Annotated in this window: 18 protein-coding genes and 1 pseudogene; 10 read left to right on the top strand and 9 right to left on the bottom strand. The window is 70.8% G+C overall.

Going from position 1 to position 20,651, the window contains the following annotated elements; translation table 11 throughout:
* Window positions 1-79 precede the first annotated feature (79 nt).
* On the top strand, window positions 80-1,351 hold the full coding sequence (locus tag ACX28W_RS23080) for a beta-ketoacyl-[acyl-carrier-protein] synthase family protein (RefSeq protein ID WP_459001064.1): 1,272 nt from the start codon (window positions 80-82) through the stop codon (window positions 1,349-1,351).
* A gap of 152 nt (window positions 1,352-1,503) precedes the next feature.
* Here ACX28W_RS23080 and ACX28W_RS23085 read toward each other — a convergent pair whose 3' ends face one another.
* Window positions 1,504-1,998 carry a DUF3145 domain-containing protein gene (locus tag ACX28W_RS23085; RefSeq protein ID WP_459001065.1) on the bottom strand — a complete coding sequence of 165 codons (495 nt, stop codon included), beginning with the start codon at window positions 1,996-1,998 and terminating at the stop codon, window positions 1,504-1,506.
* A 190-nt stretch (window positions 1,999-2,188) separates the two neighbouring features.
* On the opposite strand from ACX28W_RS23085, the gene ACX28W_RS23090 reads away from it, so the two are divergent.
* Window positions 2,189-3,091 (top strand): SGNH/GDSL hydrolase family protein, encoded by a 903-nt coding sequence (locus ACX28W_RS23090; RefSeq protein ID WP_459001067.1) that lies wholly within the window; start codon window positions 2,189-2,191, stop codon window positions 3,089-3,091.
* Window positions 3,092-3,127: 36 nt separating this feature from the next.
* Window positions 3,128-4,105 (top strand): aldose epimerase family protein, encoded by a 978-nt coding sequence (locus ACX28W_RS23095; protein ID WP_459001069.1) that lies wholly within the window; start codon window positions 3,128-3,130, stop codon window positions 4,103-4,105.
* Between the two features lie 101 nt (window positions 4,106-4,206).
* Here ACX28W_RS23095 and ACX28W_RS23100 read toward each other — a convergent pair whose 3' ends face one another.
* Window positions 4,207-6,705 (bottom strand): beta-glucosidase family protein, encoded by a 2,499-nt coding sequence (locus ACX28W_RS23100; RefSeq protein ID WP_459001071.1) that lies wholly within the window; start codon window positions 6,703-6,705, stop codon window positions 4,207-4,209.
* A gap of 104 nt (window positions 6,706-6,809) precedes the next feature.
* Here ACX28W_RS23100 and ACX28W_RS23105 point away from each other — a divergent pair, with 104 nt between their 5' ends.
* Both ACX28W_RS23105 and ACX28W_RS23110 read left to right on the top strand, forming a co-directional pair.
* Complete coding sequence (locus ACX28W_RS23105) at window positions 6,810-7,412, top strand: TetR/AcrR family transcriptional regulator (RefSeq protein ID WP_459001073.1); 603 nt, start codon at window positions 6,810-6,812, stop codon at window positions 7,410-7,412.
* Window positions 7,413-7,624: 212 nt separating this feature from the next.
* A complete protein-coding gene (locus ACX28W_RS23110) occupies window positions 7,625-8,887 on the top strand; it encodes a pyroglutamyl-peptidase I (RefSeq protein WP_459001074.1) in 1,263 nt (420 codons plus the stop codon).
* On the opposite strand, the gene ACX28W_RS23115 is transcribed toward ACX28W_RS23110, so the two are convergent.
* The 4 genes and pseudogenes from ACX28W_RS23115 to ACX28W_RS23130 form a co-directional block, all read right to left on the bottom strand.
* Window positions 8,859-9,473, bottom strand: a complete 615-nt coding sequence (locus ACX28W_RS23115) for a LysE family translocator (protein WP_459001076.1) — start codon at window positions 9,471-9,473, stop codon at window positions 8,859-8,861. The genes ACX28W_RS23110 and ACX28W_RS23115 overlap by 29 nt on opposite strands.
* On the bottom strand, window positions 9,470-10,261 hold the full coding sequence (locus ACX28W_RS23120) for an EI24 domain-containing protein (RefSeq protein ID WP_459001078.1): 792 nt from the start codon (window positions 10,259-10,261) through the stop codon (window positions 9,470-9,472). Before ACX28W_RS23120 ends, ACX28W_RS23115 begins: the two co-directional genes overlap by 4 nt.
* A 180-nt stretch (window positions 10,262-10,441) precedes the next feature.
* A pseudogene (locus tag ACX28W_RS23125) lies at window positions 10,442-10,590 on the bottom strand (cobyrinate a,c-diamide synthase); the annotation flags it as partial.
* Window positions 10,554-11,417, bottom strand: coding sequence for a hypothetical protein (locus tag ACX28W_RS23130; protein ID WP_459001080.1), 864 nt, complete (start codon window positions 11,415-11,417; stop codon window positions 10,554-10,556). The pseudogene ACX28W_RS23125 and the gene ACX28W_RS23130, both read right to left, overlap by 37 nt.
* Before the next feature lie 269 nt (window positions 11,418-11,686).
* Between ACX28W_RS23130 and ACX28W_RS23135 the strand changes: the two genes are divergently transcribed.
* Entirely contained in the window at window positions 11,687-14,212 is a 2,526-nt protein-coding gene (locus ACX28W_RS23135) for a M14 family zinc carboxypeptidase (RefSeq protein WP_459001082.1), read from the top strand.
* Between the two features lie 70 nt (window positions 14,213-14,282).
* Here ACX28W_RS23135 and ACX28W_RS23140 read toward each other — a convergent pair whose 3' ends face one another.
* On the bottom strand, window positions 14,283-15,305 hold the full coding sequence (locus ACX28W_RS23140) for an NADP-dependent oxidoreductase (RefSeq protein ID WP_459001084.1): 1,023 nt from the start codon (window positions 15,303-15,305) through the stop codon (window positions 14,283-14,285).
* Between the two features lie 141 nt (window positions 15,306-15,446).
* Here ACX28W_RS23140 and ACX28W_RS23145 point away from each other — a divergent pair, with 141 nt between their 5' ends.
* Entirely contained in the window at window positions 15,447-15,902 is a 456-nt protein-coding gene (locus ACX28W_RS23145; RefSeq protein ID WP_459001086.1) for a MarR family winged helix-turn-helix transcriptional regulator, read from the top strand.
* 56 nt (window positions 15,903-15,958) lie between these two features.
* Here the strand turns inward: ACX28W_RS23145 and ACX28W_RS23150 are convergent, their stop codons facing one another.
* Both ACX28W_RS23150 and ACX28W_RS23155 read right to left on the bottom strand, forming a co-directional pair.
* On the bottom strand, window positions 15,959-16,231 hold the full coding sequence (locus ACX28W_RS23150) for a hypothetical protein (protein WP_459001088.1): 273 nt from the start codon (window positions 16,229-16,231) through the stop codon (window positions 15,959-15,961).
* Window positions 16,219-17,004 (bottom strand): SCO2400 family protein, encoded by a 786-nt coding sequence (locus ACX28W_RS23155; protein WP_459001090.1) that lies wholly within the window; start codon window positions 17,002-17,004, stop codon window positions 16,219-16,221. The genes ACX28W_RS23150 and ACX28W_RS23155 overlap by 13 nt, the downstream gene beginning before the upstream one ends.
* Before the next feature lie 265 nt (window positions 17,005-17,269).
* Here ACX28W_RS23155 and ACX28W_RS23160 point away from each other — a divergent pair, with 265 nt between their 5' ends.
* The 3 genes from ACX28W_RS23160 (at window position 17,270) to ACX28W_RS23170 (ending at window position 20,525) form a co-directional block, all read left to right on the top strand.
* Complete coding sequence (locus ACX28W_RS23160) at window positions 17,270-18,427, top strand: mandelate racemase/muconate lactonizing enzyme family protein (protein ID WP_459001092.1); 1,158 nt, start codon at window positions 17,270-17,272, stop codon at window positions 18,425-18,427.
* Window positions 18,424-19,428 carry a zinc-dependent alcohol dehydrogenase gene (locus tag ACX28W_RS23165; protein ID WP_459001094.1) on the top strand — a complete coding sequence of 335 codons (1,005 nt, stop codon included), beginning with the start codon at window positions 18,424-18,426 and terminating at the stop codon, window positions 19,426-19,428. Before ACX28W_RS23160 ends, ACX28W_RS23165 begins: the two co-directional genes overlap by 4 nt.
* 128 nt (window positions 19,429-19,556) lie before the next feature.
* Entirely contained in the window at window positions 19,557-20,525 is a 969-nt protein-coding gene (locus ACX28W_RS23170) for a hypothetical protein (protein ID WP_459001201.1), read from the top strand.
* The last annotated feature ends 126 nt before the right edge of the window (window positions 20,526-20,651 follow it).

Below are 20,651 nucleotides of genomic sequence, written 5' to 3' on the forward strand. Positions count from 1 at the left end.
GGTCCACTGATCAGTCCGTTGCCCCGCCACCCGGCGGTGGCGCCGCTGAATCCTCGTATCCGTTGGAGAAAGAATTCCCGTGAGCCCGACCAATCGCACCGTGGTCGTCACCGGTATCGGCGCAACCACACCGCTGGGTGGCGACGCAGCCTCGACCTGGGAGGGCCTGGTCGCCGGACGTTCCGGTGTCCGTGCCCTGGAGCAGGACTGGGCCGCCGACCAGGCGGTCCGTATCGCGGCGCAGATCGCCGTGGAGCCGGGCGAGGTCATTCCTCGCCCGCAGGCCCGCCGTCTGGACCGCTCGGCGCAGTTCGCGCTGATCGCGGCCAAGGAGGCCTGGGCCGACGCCGGTTACACCGACAAGGCGGGCGAGGACCCGGCTGTCGATCCGGACCGGCTCGGCACCGTCATCGCCTCCGGCATCGGTGGCGTGACGACCCTGCTCGACCAGTACGACGTGCTGAAGGAGAAGGGCGTCCGCCGCGTCTCCCCGCACACCGTCCCCATGCTGATGCCGAACGGCCCGTCCGCCAACGTGGGCCTCGCCGTGGGCGCCCGCGCGGGCGTGCACACGCCGGTCTCCGCCTGCGCGTCGGGCGCCGAGGCCATCGGCTACGCCATCGAGATGATCCGCACCGGCCGGGCCGACGTGGTCGTCGCCGGTGGTACGGAAGCGGCCATCCACCCGCTGCCCATCGCCGCGTTCGGCAACATGATGGCGATGTCCAAGAACAACGACGACCCGCAGGGTGCCTCGCGCCCCTACGACGTCGCACGCGACGGCTTCGTCCTCGGTGAGGGTGCGGGCGTCGTCGTCCTGGAGTCGGCCGAGCACGCCGCCAAGCGCGGTGCCCGCGTGTACGCGGAGGCGGTCGGCCAGGGCATCTCCGCCGACGGCCACGACATCGTGCAGCCCGAGCCGGAGGGGCGTGGCATCTCGCACGCCCTGCAGAACCTGCTCGACAACACCGACCTGGACCCGGCCGAGATCGTGCACGTGAACGCGCACGCGACCTCGACGCCGGCCGGTGACGTGGCCGAACTGAAGGCGCTGCGCAAGGTGTTCGGTGACGATGCCGACCACATGGCGGTCTCCGCGACCAAGTCGATGACGGGTCATCTGCTCGGTGGTGCGGGTGGTGTGGAGTCGGTCGCGTCCGTGCTCGCTCTGTACCACCGGATCGCTCCGCCGACCATCAACATCGACAACCTCGACCCCGAGGCCGAGGCCCACGCCGACATCGTCCGTGGGGAGGCGCGCAAGCTGCCTGTCGAGGGGCGGATCGCCGCGCTGAACGATTCGTTCGGGTTCGGTGGGCACAACGTGGTGTTGGCGTTCCGGTCGGTCTGACATCGGGCGTAGTCGTACTGAACCGGCGTGTGGCCCGGGCTCCTTCGGGAGTCCGGGCCACGTGTTTGTTGGTCGGGTGCGGGACGGTGGGGGCTTGTCGCGTCCACGCGGCGGAGCCGCACCATGTCGCAGCCCCGCGCCCCTGAAAGACCTCAGACCACCTGGTGCAGCCAGCGGACCGGGGCGCCCTCGCCCGCGTAGCGGAAGGGCTCCAGCTCGTCGTCCCAGGGCTTGCCGAGGAGCGTGGCGAGTTCGGATTCCAGGACTGTTTCGCCGCGTTGGGAGCGGAGCAGGGCGGCGCGCAGACGGTCCTCGGGGATCAGGATGTCGCCGTGGATTCCGGTGACGGCGTGGAAGATGCCCAGCTCGGGGGTGCAGCTGTAGCGCTCGCCCTCGGCCGTGGGGCAGGGCTCGGCGGTGACCTCGAAGCGCAGCAGCTGCCAGCCGCGCAGCGCGGAGGCGAGTTTGGAGGCGGTGCCCACCTCGCCCTTCCAGGAGAACTCGGATCTCCAGTTGCCCGGCGCGGCGGGCTGCCGGATCCAGTCGAGGCTGACGCGTGTACCGAGCACACCCGCGACCGCCCACTCGACGTGCGGGCACAGCGCACGGGGCGCGGAGTGCACGTAGAGAACTCCACGTGTCGTCACTGGGGCCTCCGGACAGAGCGAGACATCTTGTAACTTAGCGGAACGGCAGTGGCAGGGCGGCCACGTGGCGAGGCTACCGTGCGGCGGGGCAAGGAGTGTGACGTACCGTCGGTCCAGGCGTCGGGAAACACCAAGGTTTCACCCATGGGGACGCGGTGCTGCCGTGCACAACGAAAGAGGGGACCAGGGGATGCGCAACCGTAGTCACCGTTCGCGGGCGGTCCTCGCCGTCACGGCGGCGGCCGTCCTGGGCGTAGCGGGGTGCGACGCCGTCGGTGACAACTCCCCCGGCCCGAACAGCACCACGGCGAAGGCGGCGCCGTCCCCGAAGCCCACGCCGACCTGGGACCGCAGTCCGCGGTCGGTGGCCGCCGTCGGGGACTCCATCACACGCGGCTTCGACGCCTGCACCGTGCTGTCCGACTGTCCCGAGGCGTCCTGGGCGACCGGCAGCGACCCGGAGGTCAAGAGTCTCGCCGTACGTCTGCTCGGGCGGGCCGGGGCCGCCGAGCGCAGCTGGAACTACGCGGCGACGGGGGCCCGCATGGCGGATCTTCCGGGTCAGATGGCGCAGGCCGCCGCCAAGAAGCCGCAGTTGGTGACGGTCATGGCCGGCGCCAACGACGCCTGCCGTTCGTCGCTGTCGGCGATGACGTCCGTCGCCGACCTCCGTACCGCGTTCGAGGACGCGATGGAGACGCTGCGCGACGCGCTGCCCGGGACCCAGGTGTATGTGTCGAGCGTGCCGGACCTGAAGCGGCTCTGGTCCCAGGGGCGCGGCAACCAGCTGGGCAAGCAGATCTGGAAGCTGGGCATCTGCCCGTCGATGCTGGCGGACGCGGACTCGATGGACTCGGCGGCGACGCGGCGGCGCGCGCAGGTGCAGGACCGGGTGGAGGCGTACAACGAGGTCCTGAAGGACGTGTGCGCCAAGGACCAGCACTGCCGCTTCGACGGGGGCGCGGTCTTCGACTACCGCTTCGGCACGGATCAGCTGAGCCACTGGGACTGGTTCCACCCGAGCAAGAACGGGCAGGCGCGGCTCGCGGAGATGGCCTATCGGGTGGTGACCGCGAAGAACCCGGTGGTCTAGCCGGGCTCCGCACCGACAGGGCCTACGCTTGTGATCATGCACAGCGAACTCTTCGGCACCCTTCCCGACGGCACCCCGGTCCACCGCTGGACGCTCGAGCGCGCCGGGGTGCGGGTGCGGATCCTGACGTACGGCGGGATCGTGCAGTCGGTCGAGGTGCCCGACCGGGACGGGCGCCGCGTGGACGTGGTGCTGGGGTTCGGGGACGTCGACGGCTATGTCGGGCACCCGGAGCCGTACTTGGGAGCGCTGGTCGGGCGGTACGCGAACCGGATCGCCGGTGGCCGCTTCCCGCTCGACGGCCGGACGTACCACCTGGCGCTGAACAACGGCCCCAACTCCCTGCACGGCGGCGAGAAGGGCTTCGACAAGCGGGTGTGGGACGCGGAGCCGGTCGAGCACGGGCTGCGGCTCACCCGGGTCTCCCCGCACGGCGAGGAGGGCTTCCCTGGCCTCCTGGAGATCTCCGCGACGTACACGCTGGACGAGGCGGGCGCGCTGCGGATCGCGTACGAGGCGGTCACGGACGCGCCGACCGTGGTGAACCTGACGAACCACACGTACTGGAACCTGAGCGGCTCGGGGAACGCGGGCGGGCACGAACTCCGCGTCGCCGCCTCGCGGCTGACCCCGGTGGACGCGGATCTGATCCCCACCGGCGCGCTGGAATCCGTCGACCGTACGCGCTTCGACTTCCGCGCGGCGCGGAAGGTGGGCGCCGGGTACGACCACAACTTCGCGCTCGACAAGGGGCTGACGGCGAGCGCCGTCGAGGTCGCGGAGCTGCACGACCCGGCCTCCGGACGGACGCTGACCGTCGCGACCACCGAACCCGGGCTCCAGCTGTACACCGCCGACCACCTGAGCGACCCCTTCGCCCCCGGCGAAGGCATCGCGCTGGAGACCCAGCACTTCCCGGACTCCCCCAACCGGCCCGAGTTCCCGAGCACGGAGCTGCGGCCGGGTGAGGTGTACACCTCGGAGACGGTCTACGGGTTCTCCGTACGGAACTGAGCCGGGACCAGGACCAGGACCGGGACCAGAATTGAGCCCCGGCCCAGATGTCAGGGTCCGGACCGGGGCTGCTTGGTGGGGAGCCTGTCCCGGCTCCCGACTCAGACGTTAATCGTCGCAGCGAGCCTGTGGTCGGTGATCGAGCGACTCGCCTGGATTTCGTACGAACCCTTCACAAACAGCCATGTGCCGGAGCTCTCGTCCCAGATCTCGAAGGCGCGGCGCGGGAGGTCGAGGACGGCCTCGACGCTCTCGCCCGGGCCGGCCTCGATACCCGCGAAGGCGGCGAGCCGGTGGGCCGGGCGCTCGGCGTCGGACTCGGTCGGCGCGAGGTAGACCTGGACGACCTCGCGCCCGGCGCGCGTGCCGGAGTTGCGGACGCGGACCGTGACCGTCGTGCCGGTGAGCTCGATCGACTCGTACGTCCAGTCGGTGTAGCCGAGGCCGTGGCCGAAGGCGTACGAGGGGGTCCTGCCCTGCTGCTCCCAGGCGCGGTAGCCGATGAACGCGCCCTCCGTGTAAGGGAGTGCGCCGTCGGTGGGGGTCACCTGGGTGACCGGGGCGTCCGCGAAGGAACCCCAGGTGGTGGGTAGCCGGCCGCCGGGCTCGTGGGCGCCGGTGAGGACGTCGGCGAGGGCGGCGCCGCCCTCCTGGCCGGGGAACCAGGTGAGCAGTACCGCGGCGACCTCGTCGCGCCAGGGCAACTCCACGGGGGAGCCGGAGTTGACGACGACGACGGTGTTCGGGTTGGCGGCGGCGACGGCGCGCACCAACTCGTCCTGGCGGCCCGGCAGCCGCAGGTCCCGCCGGTCGAAGCCCTCGGACTCGACGCGGTCGGTGGTGGCGACCACGACGACGGCGGTGTCGGCGGCGCGGGCCGCCTCGACCGCCTCGGCGATCAGCTCGTCACCGTCGCGCCGCGGCTCCTGGTGGGCGAGTGCGAAGCTGATCGACTTCAACGGGGCGCCCTCCGGGAGGATGACGACGTAGGTGAGGGAGACGTCGACGGGTTCGCCCGCGGTCAGTTCGGCCTGGGCGCGCGGCACCGGGGCGCCGAAGAACGCCTCGAAGGGGTCCTCCTTGTCGGTGCGCTGGACGTCGTCGAAGTAGGTCGTGCCGCCGATGGTGAGGGTGAACGCGCCGAGGCCCTTGATGCCGAAGGTGTGCGCGCCGCTCTCGCGCGGGGTGAAGGAGCCCGCCAGTTCGACGGTGCGCAGGGCCGCGTGGGTGACGCCCTCGGGGAGGTCGCTGCCGAACCACTGGATCTGACCGTTCGGCGCGGCGCCGGTGCCGATGACCGTGCCGTCGGCGTCGCGGCAGACGGCGCGCAGCTCGAACCCCTTGTCGACGACGGCGAGTTCCTCGTTCGGGTCGGCGCCGACGGCGTAGGTGAGGGTGCCCTCGGGGAGGGCGTCGGTGAGGCCGTCGAGGGGCGAGACGACGTGGGAGGGGAAAACGGTGGCGGAGCCGCCGCCAAGGACGCGGGCGTCGCGGGCGGCGGCGCCGATCAGCGCGACCGTGCCCGGCTTCAGCGGGAGGGCGCGTTCCCCGTCGCGGGCGTCGTTGCGTGCCTCGTTGCGTGCGTCGCTGCGTGCCTCCCTGCGTGCCTCGTTGCGTACGAGGACGAAGGCGCGGCGGGCAATCTCGCGGGCGAGGGCCTCGCCGTCCACGGTCTCGGGCAGCTCGGTGACGACCGGTTCGGCGCCCTGAAGGATGCCGACGCGGGCGGCGAGCCGCAGGACGTTGCGGACGGCCTCGTCGACCTTCGCCTCCTCGACCTCGCCGCCTCGGACGGCGGCGGCGAGCGCCTCGCCGTACACCGTCCTGGGGCCGGGCATGGCGACGTCGAGGCCGCCCTCGATGGCACCGACCGTGGAGCGAGCGGCCATCCAGTCGGAGACGTTGAAGCCGTCGAAGCCCCATTCGCCGCGCAGGATGTCGTTCACGAGGTGGCGGTGCTCGGTCATCGTGGTGCCGTTGACCCTGTTGTAGGCGGTCATGATGCCCCAGGGGTGGGCGTTCTCCACGATGGCCTCGAAGGGGGCCAGGTAGAGCTCCCGCAGGGCGCGTTCGGAGACCAGGTTGTTCACCGTGAAGCGGTCGGTCTCGGCGTCGTTGGCGACGAAGTGCTTGACGGTGGTGCCGACACCGCCGGACTGCACGCCCCGCACATAGCCGGCGCCGATCTCGCCGGTCAGATACGGGTCCTCGCTGTAGGCCTCGAAGTGGCGGCCGCCGAGCGGGGAGCGGTGCAGGTTGACCGTGGGCGCGAGCAGCACGTGGACGTGCTTGCGGCGGGCCTCCTGGGCGAGGAGGGTGCCGGCACGGTGGGCCAGGGCCGGGTCCCAGGTGGCGGCGAGCGCGGTCGGGGACGGGAGCGCGATGGACGGGTCGTCGGCGGTCCAGTGGACGCCCCGTACGCCGATCGGGCCGTCGGACATGACCAGCGACCGCAGCCCGATCTCGGGGAGCGCGGGCAGCGACCACATGTCCTGCCCGGCGAGCAGCCTCGCCTTCGCGTCCAGGTCGAGCTTGCCGAGCGCCGCCTCGACGACGGCCTCGCGGGCCTGGTCCTGCCCCGTCCGTGCTGTCTCCGCCATGGCGGCCACCTCTCGTCGAAAGCCGTTGGGCGCCTCCATCCTGCACTCTTTTCCCTGTAGGGCGGTAAGTTCCGTAATATTGCCGTTATATATGGCGTGATCGGATGCCGTACGGTGACCTCATGGCGACCAGGACCAGGGGCGAGGAGCGGCGCGCGGAGATCGTGCGCGCGGCCCTGGAGGTGATCGCCGAGCGCGGCTACCGGGGCGCGAGCATGGCCGCGGTCGCCGAGCGCGTGGGCCTCACCCAGCAGGGTCTGCTGCACTACTTCCCGACCAAGGACGCCCTGCTCGTCGCCGTCCTCAGGGAACGCGACCAGTGGGACTCCGTCCCCGAGGGCCAGTGGCGGCTCGATCTGCTCGGCTCGCTCGCCGAGTACAACGCGATGCGGCCCGGCATCGTGCAGACCTTCTCGGCGCTGCTCGGCGAGAGCGTCACGGAAGGGCATCCGGCGCGCGAGTTCTTCACCCGGCGGTACGTCACCGTGCGCGCGAGCATGGCACAGGTGCTGCGCGCCGAGTACGGGGAGCGACTGCCGAGCGGGCTCACTCCGGAGCGCGCCGCTCCGCTGCTCGTGGCGGTGATGGACGGGCTCCAGTTTCAGTGGCTGCTGGATCCCGGCTCGGTGGACATGCCGGCCGCGTTCCGTGACTTTCTGACGCTGCTCGGAGAAACCGAAGAAACCGGAGAACTCGGAGAACCCTGAGCCTCTGCCACGACCGGCACCGCGGCCGCGATCTCGACCTCGATCTCGATGAGCGCGTCCGGCCTGAAGGGGCGGCCGCGCTGCGAGACTCAGCGGCGAGGACCCCCGGCACGCGAGCCACCTGAGTCACGCACCATGGCGTACGCCCCAGCCGTCACGGGATACTGCCGCCGTCCGACTCCTCCCCACGGCGACGGAAGGCTCGAACTCCCTTGACTCATATACGCGTTCGGATCGGTTTGCTCGGCCTTGCCCTGGTGGCGGGGCTCGCCACAGCGCCCACCGCCTCAGCCGCCGTCACCCTCACCGTCGAGGAGCAGCGGCTCGACAAGGCCGCGCCCCAGGAGATCCTGCGGCGCTCCGGATTCGACTCCGTGGCGCCGGAGTTCGCGCGGGCGCTCGCGCGGGTGAACTCGTACGCGCAGGCCGAGCGTGTCGTCGTACGACAGGGCTCGCGGTTGTGGCAGCGGGCCGTCGACCGTGCGCAGGGCCGGGGTCCGGCGGGCGGCGACCTGAGCCGGGACGACGACCGGCCGCTGTACTGGGCGCGACTGGGCATGACGCGTGAAGTGCGGGAGTGGGAGCCGGAGTTCGATCTCACGGACGCCCAGCGCGCCGAGCTGCTCAATGAGTTGGAGCAGAATTCGCGCGGGCAGCGGGCGATCCACTATCCGCGGGCCAAGGGCGTGAAGCGCATCCTGGTCACCGGATTCGACCCGTTCACACTTGACCGCGACATCCGGATCTCCAACCCGTCCGGAGCCACCGCCCTCGCCCTCGACGGGACGACGATCCGGACCGCGGACGGTCCGGCGCGCATCGAGACCGCCGTGTTCCCGGTCCGTTGGCAGGACTTCGCCGACGGATCGGTGGAGCGGACGCTGCGGGGGCAGCTGCCGCACCTGGACCTGCTCACGACGGTGAGCCAGGGCCGCGTCGGCCGGTTCGACGTGGAGCGGACCAACGGGGCCTGGCGGGGCGGCTTCCCGGACAACGAGAACGTCTCCCGGACCGAGACCGTCCCGGTCACCGACCCTGCCTCGCAGCCGCAGTGGACGTCGACAACCCTCCCGTACGAGGAGATCGTCGCCGCGAACACCGGCCGCTTCCCCGTGTACGACAACACGTCGGTGACCGAGATCCCGGCGGGCGGCACCGATCCGGTCGTACGCCCCGACGGCCCCACCCCGGGTTCGACGGCCCGCGCCGGGGGCGGTGGCAACTACCTCTCCAACGAGATCGCGTACCGCGCCACGCTGCTGCGCGACCGTCTCGGCCTGCACGGCACCCTGCCCGGCGGGCACGTCCACACCCCCGTGCTCCAGTTCGGCACGGGCAACACGGACCCGGCCACCGGGACGGTCACCGATCCGGACTTCGTGCGCAACCGGCTGGACATCATCGCTCAGGTGCGGGCGATCCTGACGGTGGCGGCGGATGCCACGGCTAGTGCGACGGCGCGAACGCGAGGCTGATGCCGAGGCCGGCCAGGACGGAGCCGATCACCTTGTTCAGGACCTTCTGGCCGCGCAGCATCAGCGTCCGCATCCGGGCGTGCGAGAAGAAGACGGCGACGACGCCGAACCACAGCAGGTGGGCGAAGGACATGAACAGCCCGTAGCCCACCTGCTGGTAGACCGGGGTGCCGGGGCTGACGACCTGCGCGAAGGTCGACACGACGAACAGGGTCGTCTTCGGGTTGAGGACATTGGTCAAGAAGCCGGCGCGCAGGGCGGCGACCGGCGTCAGCTCCGCCTTGTTCTCCAGGTCGACCTCGACCTCGCCGCGGGTGCGGAAGGTGCGTACGCCGATGTAGACGAGGTAGGCCGCGCCGATCAGCTTGATCACGGTGAACAGGGCGGTCGAGGAGGCGATCAGAATCCCCACGCCGAGCATCGTGTACGTGATGTGCACGAGGACGCCTGCGGCGACGCCGATGGCGGCGAACAGGCCGGTCCGGCGGCCGTAGAGGTAGCTGTTGCGGACGACCATCGCGAAGTCGGCGCCGGGGGCGATGACGGCCAGGACCGTGATGACGGCGACGGCGAGTATCTCGGTCACCGGGTGACCTCCGCCTCTTCTCGGGCGTCGTCGTCCTCGGCGGTCTCCTCGCCCAGCAGGTCACGCGCCATCAGCGTGGCGCCCGCCACCGCGCCGGGCATCAGGAACACGGCGACGAAGGGGACCAGGAAGGCGACGCCCAAGGGGGCGCCGAAGCCCCAGACCAGCATCTTGCGGGAACGGAGCAGGGTGAGGCGGTCGCGGAGTTCGACGCGGCGGCGTTGCATGGCCACGGCCGTCAGTTCCTCCGTGAGGAAGAACCCGGTGACGAAGAAGCCGATCACCGGTACGACCGTCTGGCCGAGGAACGGAACGAAGCCGAGTGCGAAGAGCAGGACGCCCCAGAGGACCGCCCGCACGACGATCCGGAGGCTGTCCCTCCCCGAGATCAACAGCTCGCGCCAGAGGGGCAGGCCCGACTCGGGGGCCGTGCCGTCCGGGGAGACATCGCGGTCGACCTTCTCCGAGAGGGACTCGTAGAAGGGCTGGCCGATGAGGAGCGTGATCGCGGTGAAGGTGAGGACGGAGAGGAGGAGGGCGAGGGCGAACAGGACGGCGGTGAGGAAGCCGCGGAAGAGGCCCAGCCAGGGGCTGGACCAGTCGTCGGCGAAGGGGGTGGCCCAGGTGACGAAGTCTTCGCCGTAGATGGCCAGGGCGACGAGTGCCGCCGCGTACAGCACGAGGGTGATCAGGCCCGGGAGCAGGCCGAACCCGTACTGCTTTCCGTGCCTGGCCACCCATCGCTGGCCCTTTATCAGGTAGTTGAAGCCCACCCCGAGATCACGCATGCGGGCACTCTACCGGGGGCTGGGGGGAGGTTTTCCGCCCCCGCCGCCCCTACCCGTCCCATCCCATCCCTGGGGGCTCTGCCCCAGACCCCCGCTCGCCCGAAGGGCTCGTCCTCAAACGCCGGACGGGCTGGATGATGCCGGGCGGCGCTTGAAGGTTTTCAGCGCCAACCGGCAGTCTTTCAGCCCGTCCGGCGTTTGAGGACGAGGCCGTCCAGGCCGAAGCGGGGGTCTGGGGGCGGAGCCCCCAGGGGACGGAAATGGGTAGGGGCGGCGGGGGCGAAACAAACCGCTACGCCGGCGTCACCGCCACCACAACCCCCCGCTCCGCCGCAGGCGACACCGCCGCCGACACCCGCACCGCCGCCGCCCGAGCCACCCGCCCCGCCCGCGCCGCCGACCCCAGCAGCACCGGCTGCAGCTGTTCCAGCCCGGCAACAAAGACCTCCTCGCTCGCGATGAGCAGCGGCCGGACCGCACCCGCCACGGCCGCCCCCGCCTCCGTGAGGTCGGCCAGCGGCGGCAGCGCGGCCCGCACGACCCCCACCCCCGCCGCGGCCGCCCGCTCCGCCAGCGCCACCTGCAGCGGCAGCAACGGAGCCAGCGCGGCCGTCAACGCATCCGCGATACGCCGCAGTTCGGGAGAGGAGTCACGGAGAACATCCGCCGCCGCACGCACCACCGGCGTCAACGCGAGCAGCACCCCCGCCGCCACCCCCGCCACCGCCGGCAGCAACGGCGAGCCCGCGTCCATCAGCTCCGCCACCGCGTCCGCCGCCTCCGCCACCGCGGGCTCCACCGCGTCGAGGACCGGCAGCAGACTGTCCCCCAGCGCGGCCAGCAGCGCCTGCGCCGGTGCGCTCACGGGATGCGAGGCGAGCGGCGCCCCACTGGTGCCTAACCGGGTCAGCGTGTCCACGATCCGGTAGAACGCCTCCTGCGCCTGCGGAGAGGCGCTCGCCTCGGCGAGTTCGGCCGTGGTCTGTCGGAGCACCCGCAGCACCTCGGCACCCGATCCGTCCCGGGGGTCGAACGTGTTGATGGCGATTTTGGTGATGTTCCCGGCGGTGTCGAGGAGTTGGCCGGTGATGTCGGTCGTGTTGCGTGCCATGCGCAGCACGTCATCCCTGCTGGGGAGCGACGGAATCGGGGACATGGGCCCTCCTCGCCATGCGCGTTGCCCTGAGGGCCTGCCCGGCCGTCCGTCGCGCCGGCGCCCACTGTCAGCATGCCCCCTCCGGCCCGCCGGGCATGCGCCATTCGGGGCATCGGGGACAGCCGTGCCGCCAAGGCCCTCTTGTTGCGGAGGAGTCGAACGGGTACACCTCGCCGTACCGATACCGACCTGTACTGACCCGATTACTGACCCAACGACGAACCCGATTACTGACCCGATCTCAGGCACCCCCTCTGGAGGTACGACGCGTGCGCCTGCCGAGACCTGTCCTGATCGCCACCGTCACCGCGACCGCGACCGGATCACTTCTCCTCTCCCCGCACAGCGCCACCGCGGACCGCAACCCACCGGTCCGCGAAGGATCCGCCCTGACGCAAGGCGCCGCGAGAACCCCCGCGAGTGCCACCCGCAACGCCCTCGACGCCTCCGTCACCGACCTTTCCTCGGCCGCCCGCGGTTACCCCCGCGAACAGGTCCTCACCCCGGACCCGGAGGACCCGGCCGACAAGTCGATCAAGCTGGGCCTGACGCCGTATCACGCGATCGCCCCGAAGCTGAACGCCCTGCAACAGCTCGGCGACCGGGTCAGCGTGGAGATCGCGGGCCGCTCGGCGGGCGGTCACCGTCTGTTCCTGGTCACCGTCACCGCGCCGGAGTCCACCGGCCAGACCCGCGCCCAGGAGCGGATGCGCGAGCTCATCGAGAACGCGCCCGGCGCGGCGGCCAAGGACCGGGCCATCAAGGCGACGTACAAGACGCCCGTCTTCTTCAACAACAACATCCACGGCAACGAGTGGGAGGGCACGGACGCCGCGCTGGAGCTGATCGAACAGCTCGCGACCGCGAAGGACGCGAAGACCAGCGATCTCCTCGCCCACAACCGCCTCTACTTCAACATCACGGCGAACCCGGACGGCCGTATCGCGGGCACCCGCGCCAACGCGGCGGGCTTCGACATGAACCGCGACTTCGTCACCGCCTCCCAGCCCGAGGTGCGCGCGATGCGGCAGATAATGATCGACAAGCAGCCGGCCGTCATGCTCGACCTGCACGGCTATGTCAACGGCACCCTCATCGAGCCGACGACCCCGCCGCACGGCGAGAACTACGAGTACGACCTCTTCCTGAAGAACACCTACGCCAACGCGCTGGGCATGGAAGCGGCCGTCAACGGCCTCGGCTACACACCCGCGAAGGACGGCGTCGAGCCGGCCCAGATCCCGTTCCGCGACCAGCAGGAGGGCTGGGACGACTGGCCGCCGATCTTCACACCCCAGTACGCGGCGTTCCATGGCACGGTCGCCGCGCACACCGTGGAGATCCCCCTCGCCGTGAACAACGCGGTGTACAACACCCTGCCCGTCGACGAACTCCGCCGCCGCTCCGCCATCAACGTGGACGTGGCCGGCGCGGCCATGAGCGCGACCCTCGACTACACGCGGACGCACCGGACCTCCCTCATCGCCGACCAGATCGAGGTCTTCCGGCGCGGCGCGACGGGCGCCGCCCAGGTTCCGGTCTCCGCCGAGACGGTCCCGGGCGTCCCGGGCATCGGCCCGGAGGACGTCTACACGACCGACTTCCCGCGCGCGTACGTGATTCCGGCGGGCGCCGGGCAGCGCTCGGCCACGGCCGCCGCGCGTCTGGTCGACCATCTGCTCGCCAATGACGTACGGGTCACCCGCGCGACCCACGACTTCCGGCTCGCCGGACGCTCGTACCCGAAGGGGTCGTACGTCGTCGACCTGCACCAGCCCAAACGCGGCCTGGCCAATGTCCTGCTCGCGGACGGGACGGACATCAGCGACAAGGTGTCGGTGATGTACGACATCTCGGGCTGGAGCCTGGGCCGACTGTGGGGCGCGACGGTCGTGCCCGTGCAGGACGGCAGTCTGTCGGCGGTCGGGGCCCGTACGGTGGAGGCGGCCACGCGGGTCGGCCATGTCGCCCCGCGCGGCGATCTACGTCTGCGACTCGACAGCCCGCAGGAGATCGCGGCCCTCAACTCCCTTCTCCAGCAAGGCGTTTCGGTACGGCAGCAGGCGGACGGCAGTGTGGTCGTGCCCGCGTCGGCCCGTACGAAGGCCGCCGCCCTCGCCCGCGCATACGACGTCGCCTTCGACGCGACCAAGGTGTCGCAGGGGACCACGCTGCACCGTGTGCGGGTCGCCGCGGCCGTCACCCCAGGTGAGCTCTTCGCCCTGCGTGAGATGAACTTCGACGTCGTCCCGGTGTCGACGGCGATCCTCAACGCGGGCTTCGACTGGTCCACGGCGGACGTGCTGTTCGTGTCGTCGGGGCTGGATCGCGCCCGGTTGAACGCGACCGCGCGGGCCGCCCTCGACGCGTTCCTCGGCACGCACGGTCTCGTCGGCCGCGGAGCCACCGGCGCCGCGCTCAACTCCGCCGTCGGCCTGCTCGCCGCGACACCGGTCGAGGGCAACGGTGACGCCAACGGCGTGGTGCGCGTGGTGAATTCGGGCGGTTCCGTGACGGCGGGCGCTCCCGATCACAGCTTTGTGTACGCGCCCGTCTGGTTCACCGACCTCGGTCCCGGGGTCCGCGTCGAGCAGGCGTACGCGACCGGCAATCCGCTTGTCTCCGGCCACTGGCGGCCCCAGGACGACGGCACCGGCGGCCCCGCGGCGGCCGGGGGCCAGGCCTCGGTCGTCAGCGGTCCGCATGCCGTCCTGTTCGGCACGGAACCCCTCTTCCGCGATCACCCGAAGGGTGAATTCCCGCAGGTGGGACGGGCGTTGCTGACCGTGTCCTGATCCCTCGGCCGGTGATACGGGCAGTGGCCGCACCCCATGTCCCGGGGTGCGGCCTCCGTCATGCCGGGACTCAGAGCTTGACGATCATCTTGCCGATGTTGTCGCCGCGCAGGACTCCGAAGAACGCCTCCAGGTTGTTCTCGATGCCCTCGACGACCGTCTCGCGGTACTTGAGCTCGCCGGAGCGAACCCAGGCGCCGACCTCCTGGACGAACTGCGGCTGCAGGTCGTAGTGATCGCTGACCAGGAAGCCCTCGATGCGGCCACGGGTCGCGATGAGGCGGGCGAGGTTCTTCGGGCCGGGGACGGGCTCGGTGCTGTTGTAGACGGAGATCATGCCGCAGACCGCGATGCGGCCGTCCCGGTTGAGGGAGCCGACGGCGGCTTCGAGGTGGTCGCCGCCGACGTTGTCGAAGTAGACGTCGACGCCGTCCGGGGCGGCCTCGCGCAGTTGCTCGCTCACCGGGCCGTTCTTGTAGTTGAAGGCGGCGTCGAAGCCGTACTCCTCGACGAGCAGCTTGACCTTCTCGTCCGAGCCCGCCGACCCGATGACCCGCGAGGCGCCCTTGAGCTTGGCGATCTGGCCTACCTGGCTACCCACGGCACCGGCGGCACCGGACACGAAGACGGAGTCGCCCTCCTTGAAGGAGGCGGTGCGCAGCAGACCGGCGTAGGCGGTCAGGCCCGTCATGCCGAGGACGCCGAGGTACGTCGACAGCGGCGCGGCCTGCGAGTCCACCTTGACGGCCTGCTTGGCGTCCACGACGGCGTACTCGCGCCAGCCGAAGAAGTGCAGGACGTGGTCGCCGACCTCGATCCCCTCGGCCTTGGAGACGACGACCTCGCCGACCGCGCCGGCCTGCATGACCTTGCCCAGCTCGAAGGGGGCGACGTACGACTTCGCGTCGCTCATGCGGCCGCGCATGTACGGGTCGACGGAGACGTACTTGTTCCGCACCAGGACCTGTCCCTCGCCCGGCTGCGGGATCTCCGCCTCGACCAGGGCGAAGTCCTCCGGCTTGGGCCAGCCGACCGGGCGGGCGACCAGGTGCCATTCGCGGCTGACGGCGGGGAGCTGAGGGGTCTCGGACATGAGGGGGGCGCCTTTCGTGGTGACCGGCGAGCGGCTCGGACTGCTCCTGATACTTCCAGATACCTCAAGATACTTCAGTACCTGAAACAACCATGCGTCTTAATATTTCATGGTGTCAAGTAACACGGTAGCCTGGAGTCCATGGCCACGCAGAAGACACCTCGGACACCTCGGAAGACGCCGCACATAGACCCGCTGACCCTGGAGGTCGTCGATCTCATCGGCACGGTGGTGGCCCGCTACCACGAGGAGTACGAGGACGCCGCCGCCGAGCACGCGCTGACCGGGGCGCAGGCGCGGCTGCTCAGCCTGCTGTCGCTGGAGCCGCTGCCGATGCGGCGGCTCGCGCAGAAGCTGAAGTGCGAGCCGTCGAACGTCACCGGGATCGTGGACCGGCTGGAGGCGCGCGGCCTGGTCGAGCGCCGGCCCGACCCCTCCGACCGCCGCGTCAAGCTGGCCGCCGCGACGGAGGAGGGGCGGCGCGTCGCCCGATCCCTCCGCGACTCCCTCCGCTTCGCCCGCGAGCCGCTGGCGGGACTCTCCCACGAGGAGCGGCTGTCCCTGCGGGGGCTGCTGCTGCGGATGCTCGACACGTAGGCGCAGAGGCGGAGAGATCGACGCCCCTTGGGCCCCGGTCCCCTATTCGCTATGCGCTATTCGCTATGCGCTTGTTCGCTGAAGTAATGGCCCGCTTCGAGGTCCGGGACGAGCCCGGGCTGCTCGGGATGCCGGCCCAGTTGCTTCTGGGTCAGGGCGCTCGACGTCGGATTGCCGAGCGGCGACGCGGCGGCCCGGACGAGTGCCGCCGTGGCCGTCGAACGGGACTGCTGTGGCCAGGCGATGACGAGGGCCGCGTTGCGGCGCGTCCTCGACCGGCCGGTGGCCCCCCAGGTGCACCACCAGCCGTCCCGGCTCAGGTGCACCACCACAGGAACTTACTGCACGTCTCCGACGGCGTGGGATCCGCGGTCGGCGTGGGTGTGGTCGGCGTGGTGGTGGCGGGCGCGGATGTTTCCGGGGCCGAGGTGGAGGCGGGGGCCGACGTGGAGGTGTCCGGCGCTGTGCCCGTGGTCGCGGACTGTGCGTCCTGGGTCTTCTTGTCGTCCTCCTCGGAGGCGGACGCGGAGGCGGACGCGGAAGCGGAAGCGGAGGGCGATGTGGAAGAGCCGGGAGAGCCGGAGGCGGACGCGCTGCCCGTGCTCTCCGTGTCGCTCAGCGGCTGGCCCGTCTCCGTGACCTCCGAGTCCGCCGAACCGTCGGCCGACTCGCCCCCGGCGGCGGCCGGTTTCGGAAGCAGCCCGGGCCCGTCCATGCCGAGCTCGGCGAGGCTCAGTCCCCCCGCCGCCAGGACGAAGCCCGCGGCGATGAACAGCGTCCGGCGCCGTCGCCGACGGTGCGCCGCGGCCTTCCGGTCACGCCGGCCCACACTCGGGCCGGCCGGACCGACCGGCTCCTCGGCAGCGGCGGCCGTCCCGCGTGCCCGGCCGCGACCCCGCTCCCGTCGCCGGGCCCGTCCGGGGCGTTCGTCCTCGGCCCCGTCGTCGTCATCCTCGTACGGCGCGTCGGTGTCGGCCGCGTCCGATTCGGGAGGCGTGTCGGTCCGCTCCGCATGTCTGCGGAGCTCTTCGGCTGATGTGCCGCACCCCGGGCAGGCAAGGGCGCCATTGAGGTGCCTTCGGCACGGGTCGCAGTAGTCCATGACGCCGGAAGACTAAGTTCCTCACAGGTAACGTTCATAGTCACATCTGTGAAAGTTATGTGCTGAACAGCCTGTTCCGGCGTGCCGGACCCGCTCTTCGCACGATCGCGCGCGCGACGACTCGAGGCATACCGGCAAAATCCGTCGCCGACCGTTGTGTTCGACCCATTGACACCCCCGGCGCCACGTCCTTACTGTCACGCCAGCATTTCGAACGTGTGACGAAATTTCGAACAGAGCCGCAAGAGCACAGGGGGCAACTGCCGTGCGCATCACGGGAATCAGCACGCACGTGGTCGGGACGCCGTGGCGGAACCTGACGTACGTCCAGGTGCACACCGACGAGGGCGTCACCGGAGTCGGCGAGACCCGCATGCTGGGCCACACCGACGCGCTGATCGGCTATCTGCGAGAGGCGGAGGCCAATCACATTCTCGGCTCCGACCCGTTCGCTGTCGAGGACTTGGTGCGCCGGATGAAGTACGGCGACTACGGGCGCGCCGGCGAGATCGTGATGTCGGGCATCGCGGTCATCGAAATGGCCTGCTGGGACATCAAGGGCAAGGCGCTGGGCGTACCGGTGTGGCAGCTGCTCGGCGGCAAGGTCACCGACAAGGTCAAGGCCTACGCCAATGGCTGGTACACCACCGAGCGGACCCCCGAGGCCTACCACAAGGCCGCGCAGGAGGTCGTCGCCCGGGGTTACCAGGCCCTCAAGATCGACCCCTTCGGGACCGGGCACTTCGAGCTCGACCACGAAGCCACCCTCTACTCCGTCTCCCTCATCGAGGCTGTCCGCGACGCGATCGGCCCCGAGGCCGAGCTGATGCTGGAGATGCACGGCCGGTTCTCACCCGCGACCGCCATCCGGCTCGCCCGCGAGCTGGCCCCCTTCAAGCCCGCCTGGCTGGAGGAGCCGGTCCCGCCGGAGAACCTCAAGGCTCTGGAGAAGGTCGCCGCCAAGGTGGACATCCCCGTCGCCACCGGTGAGCGCATCCACGACCGCATCGAGTTCCGCGAGCTGTTCGAGAGCCAGGCGGTCGACATCATCCAGCCGGACGTCGGTCACATCGGCGGCATCTGGGAGACCAGGAAGCTGGCCGCGACCGCCGAGGCGCACTACGTGCTCGTCGCGCCGCACAACGTCGGTGGGCCGGTCCTGACCGCCGCCTCGCTCCAAGTCGGCTTCACCTCACCGAACTTCAAGATCCTGGAGCACTTCAACGACTTCGCGGACGCGGAGATCAAGAAGGTCGTGAAGGGCGCCCCGCAGGTCGTCGACGGCTACTTCCAGCTGTCTCACGAGCCCGGCCTCGGGGTCGAGCTGGACGTCGACGCGGCGGCCGAATTCCCGCAGCAGCAGGCCCGGTTCGACCTCTGGGCGGACGGCTGGGAGCAGCGCAAACCGAAGGGGGCGCAGTGAGCAGCGCGGTCGTCATCGAGGCGCCGGGCGAGCACCGGCTGACCGATCACGAGCCCGCGCGGCCCACCGCCGGCGAGGCCCTCGTCCGCGTCCACGCGGTCGGCATCTGCGGCAGCGACCGCGAGGTCTACCAGGGCAACCGGCCCGATGGTTACGTCCGTTACCCGCTCATTCCGGGCCACGAGTGGTCCGGGACGGTGGAGGCGGTCGGCGCCGGGGTGCCTTCAACTCTTGTAGGGCGCAAGGTGGTCGGGGAGGGCTTCCGCAACTGCCAGGTCTGCGACCGCTGTCACGCGGGCGAGACCACGCTGTGCACGGCGGGGTACGAGGAGACCGGCTTCACCCAGCCGGGCGCCATGGCCACCACCGTGACCCTCCCGGCCCGTCTCCTGCATGTCCTGCCGGACGACGCCGACCTGACGGCGGCGGCCCTGCTCGAGCCCGCCGCCTGCATCGCGGCCGCCGCGCTCAAGGCGAACGCACGGCCCGGCGAGCGGGTCGCGGTCGTGGGCACGGGCACCCTCGGAATGTTCGCCATTCAGTTCCTGAAGGCAGGCTCCCCGGCGGAGCTGCTCGTGGTCGGCACCCGCCCGGACCGGGCGGCGCTCTCCAAGGACTTCGGCGCCAGCGACTTCCGCACCAAGGACCAGGAACTCCCCGACGACTTCGACGTCGTGATCGAGACCGCCGGGTCCGCGTCCGCCGCGCGCACCGCCGCCTCCCTGCTCAGGCGCGGCGGGCGCCTGGTCCTCACGGGGATCCCGGCGCCGGGCGCCGAGGGTCTCGACCCCACCGATCTCGTCGTACGGCAGTTGGAGGTGCACACCGTGTTCGGGGCGCCGCCGGAGGCCTGGGCGCACACGGTGCGGGTGTTCGGCGCCGGGCTGCTGAGTCCGTTGCCGCTGGTCACGCATGAGCTGCCGCTCGCCGAGTTCCCCCAGGCCATCGAGCTGGTGGGGTCCGGTGATCCGAAGGTCGGAAAGGTCCTGCTGAGGCCGTAACTCACCCGAGCCGTACGCCGGTACGGGGTTCCTGACGACTCCGTACCGGCGTACACCCACCGACACGAACTCTGTTCGAGATATCGAACGCATCGCATTGCACCGCCAACGAACGCGAAGGACAGCTAGTGACCGACGCCTCCCCTACGGCAGCCCGTCGACCCGGTGAGCAGGCGCTCGCCGCGCTCGGCCTGGGCGCGCCCGCTCTCTCTCCCGCCGACGCCTCGCCGCACACCTTCCCGGGGGGCGGCCGCTGGCGCACCGAGGTCCCGTCCGTCGAGGGGCCCGAGGCCCTTGCCGTGGTCCTCAAGGAGTCCTCGCGGCTCGATGTGCCGATCCACCGGATCAGCCAGGGCAGCGGTGTCTGGATGCTGACCGACGCCGAGATCACCGAGATGGTCGAGGGGACGGACGAACACGACATCGAGCTCTGCCTGTTCACCGGCCCGCGTGGCACCTGGGACATCGGCGGCTCGGTGCGCTCCGACTCACGCGGCGCCGGGTTGCGCGCCCGGGGCCACGACGCGGTCGCCGGCTGTGTCGAAGACGCCGTCCGGGCAACGGAGTTGGGCGTCAAGTGCCTGCTCGTCGCCGACGAGGGTGTGCTGTGGACGCTGCACCGGGCGCGCGTGGCCGGGATCATCCCGGTCGACACGACCCTCAAGCTCTCGGCGCTGGTGGGTCCCGTCAACCCGGCCTCGTACGCGGTGTACGAGCACCTCGGCGCGGACTCCCTCAACGTGCCGAGTGATCTGACGCTCGATCACCTCACCGAGATCCGGCGGGTTTCCGCCGCACCCATGGACATGTACATCGAGGCCCCCGACGATCTCGGCGGGTACGTGCGGATGTACGAGGTCGCCGAGCTGATCCGGCGCGGCGCACCGCTCTATCTGAAGTTCGGTCTGTCCAAGACGCCCGGGATCTACCCGTACGGACACCACCTGCGGGACCTGACCCTGTCCACCGCACGGGAAAGAGTGCGGCGCGGCCGGCTCGCCCTGGACCTGCTCGCACGGCACGGAGCGGACGGTGACATGGCGCCGCTCGGTTCGCGGTTGCCGGGCGCGCTGAAGCGGTTCGGAACGCCCTCATAACGTTCCGCCGAATCCCCTTCACAAAAGACGACGCAGCCGCACACAATCCCACACGCCTCTTCTCGGTCTCACCTCGCACCGCCCTTCGGGAGCGTCCCCGCACCGCCAGACCGAACCGGCCCACAC

It is taken from the genome of Streptomyces sp. SD15 (assembly GCF_054462255.1).

Bases quoted from the DNA above. Each gene is read 5' to 3' on its own strand.
- ACX28W_RS23140 (WP_459001084.1), bottom strand. From the start codon at position 15,305: ATGTCCGAGACCCCTCAGCTCCCCGCCGTCAGCCGCGAATGGCACCTG.
- ACX28W_RS23090 (WP_459001067.1), top strand. From the start codon at position 2,189: ATGCGCAACCGTAGTCACCGTTCGCGGGCGGTCCTCGCCGTCACGGCG.
- ACX28W_RS23145 (WP_459001086.1), top strand. From the start codon at position 15,447: ATGGCCACGCAGAAGACACCTCGGACACCTCGGAAGACGCCGCACATA.
- ACX28W_RS23130 (WP_459001080.1), bottom strand. From the start codon at position 11,417: ATGTCCCCGATTCCGTCGCTCCCCAGCAGGGATGACGTGCTGCGCATG.
- ACX28W_RS23120 (WP_459001078.1), bottom strand. From the start codon at position 10,261: ATGCGTGATCTCGGGGTGGGCTTCAACTACCTGATAAAGGGCCAGCGA.
- ACX28W_RS23105 (WP_459001073.1), top strand. From the start codon at position 6,810: ATGCCGTACGGTGACCTCATGGCGACCAGGACCAGGGGCGAGGAGCGG.
- ACX28W_RS23100 (WP_459001071.1), bottom strand. From the start codon at position 6,705: ATGGCGGAGACAGCACGGACGGGGCAGGACCAGGCCCGCGAGGCCGTC.
- ACX28W_RS23155 (WP_459001090.1), bottom strand. From the start codon at position 17,004: ATGGACTACTGCGACCCGTGCCGAAGGCACCTCAATGGCGCCCTTGCC.
- ACX28W_RS23095 (WP_459001069.1), top strand. From the start codon at position 3,128: ATGCACAGCGAACTCTTCGGCACCCTTCCCGACGGCACCCCGGTCCAC.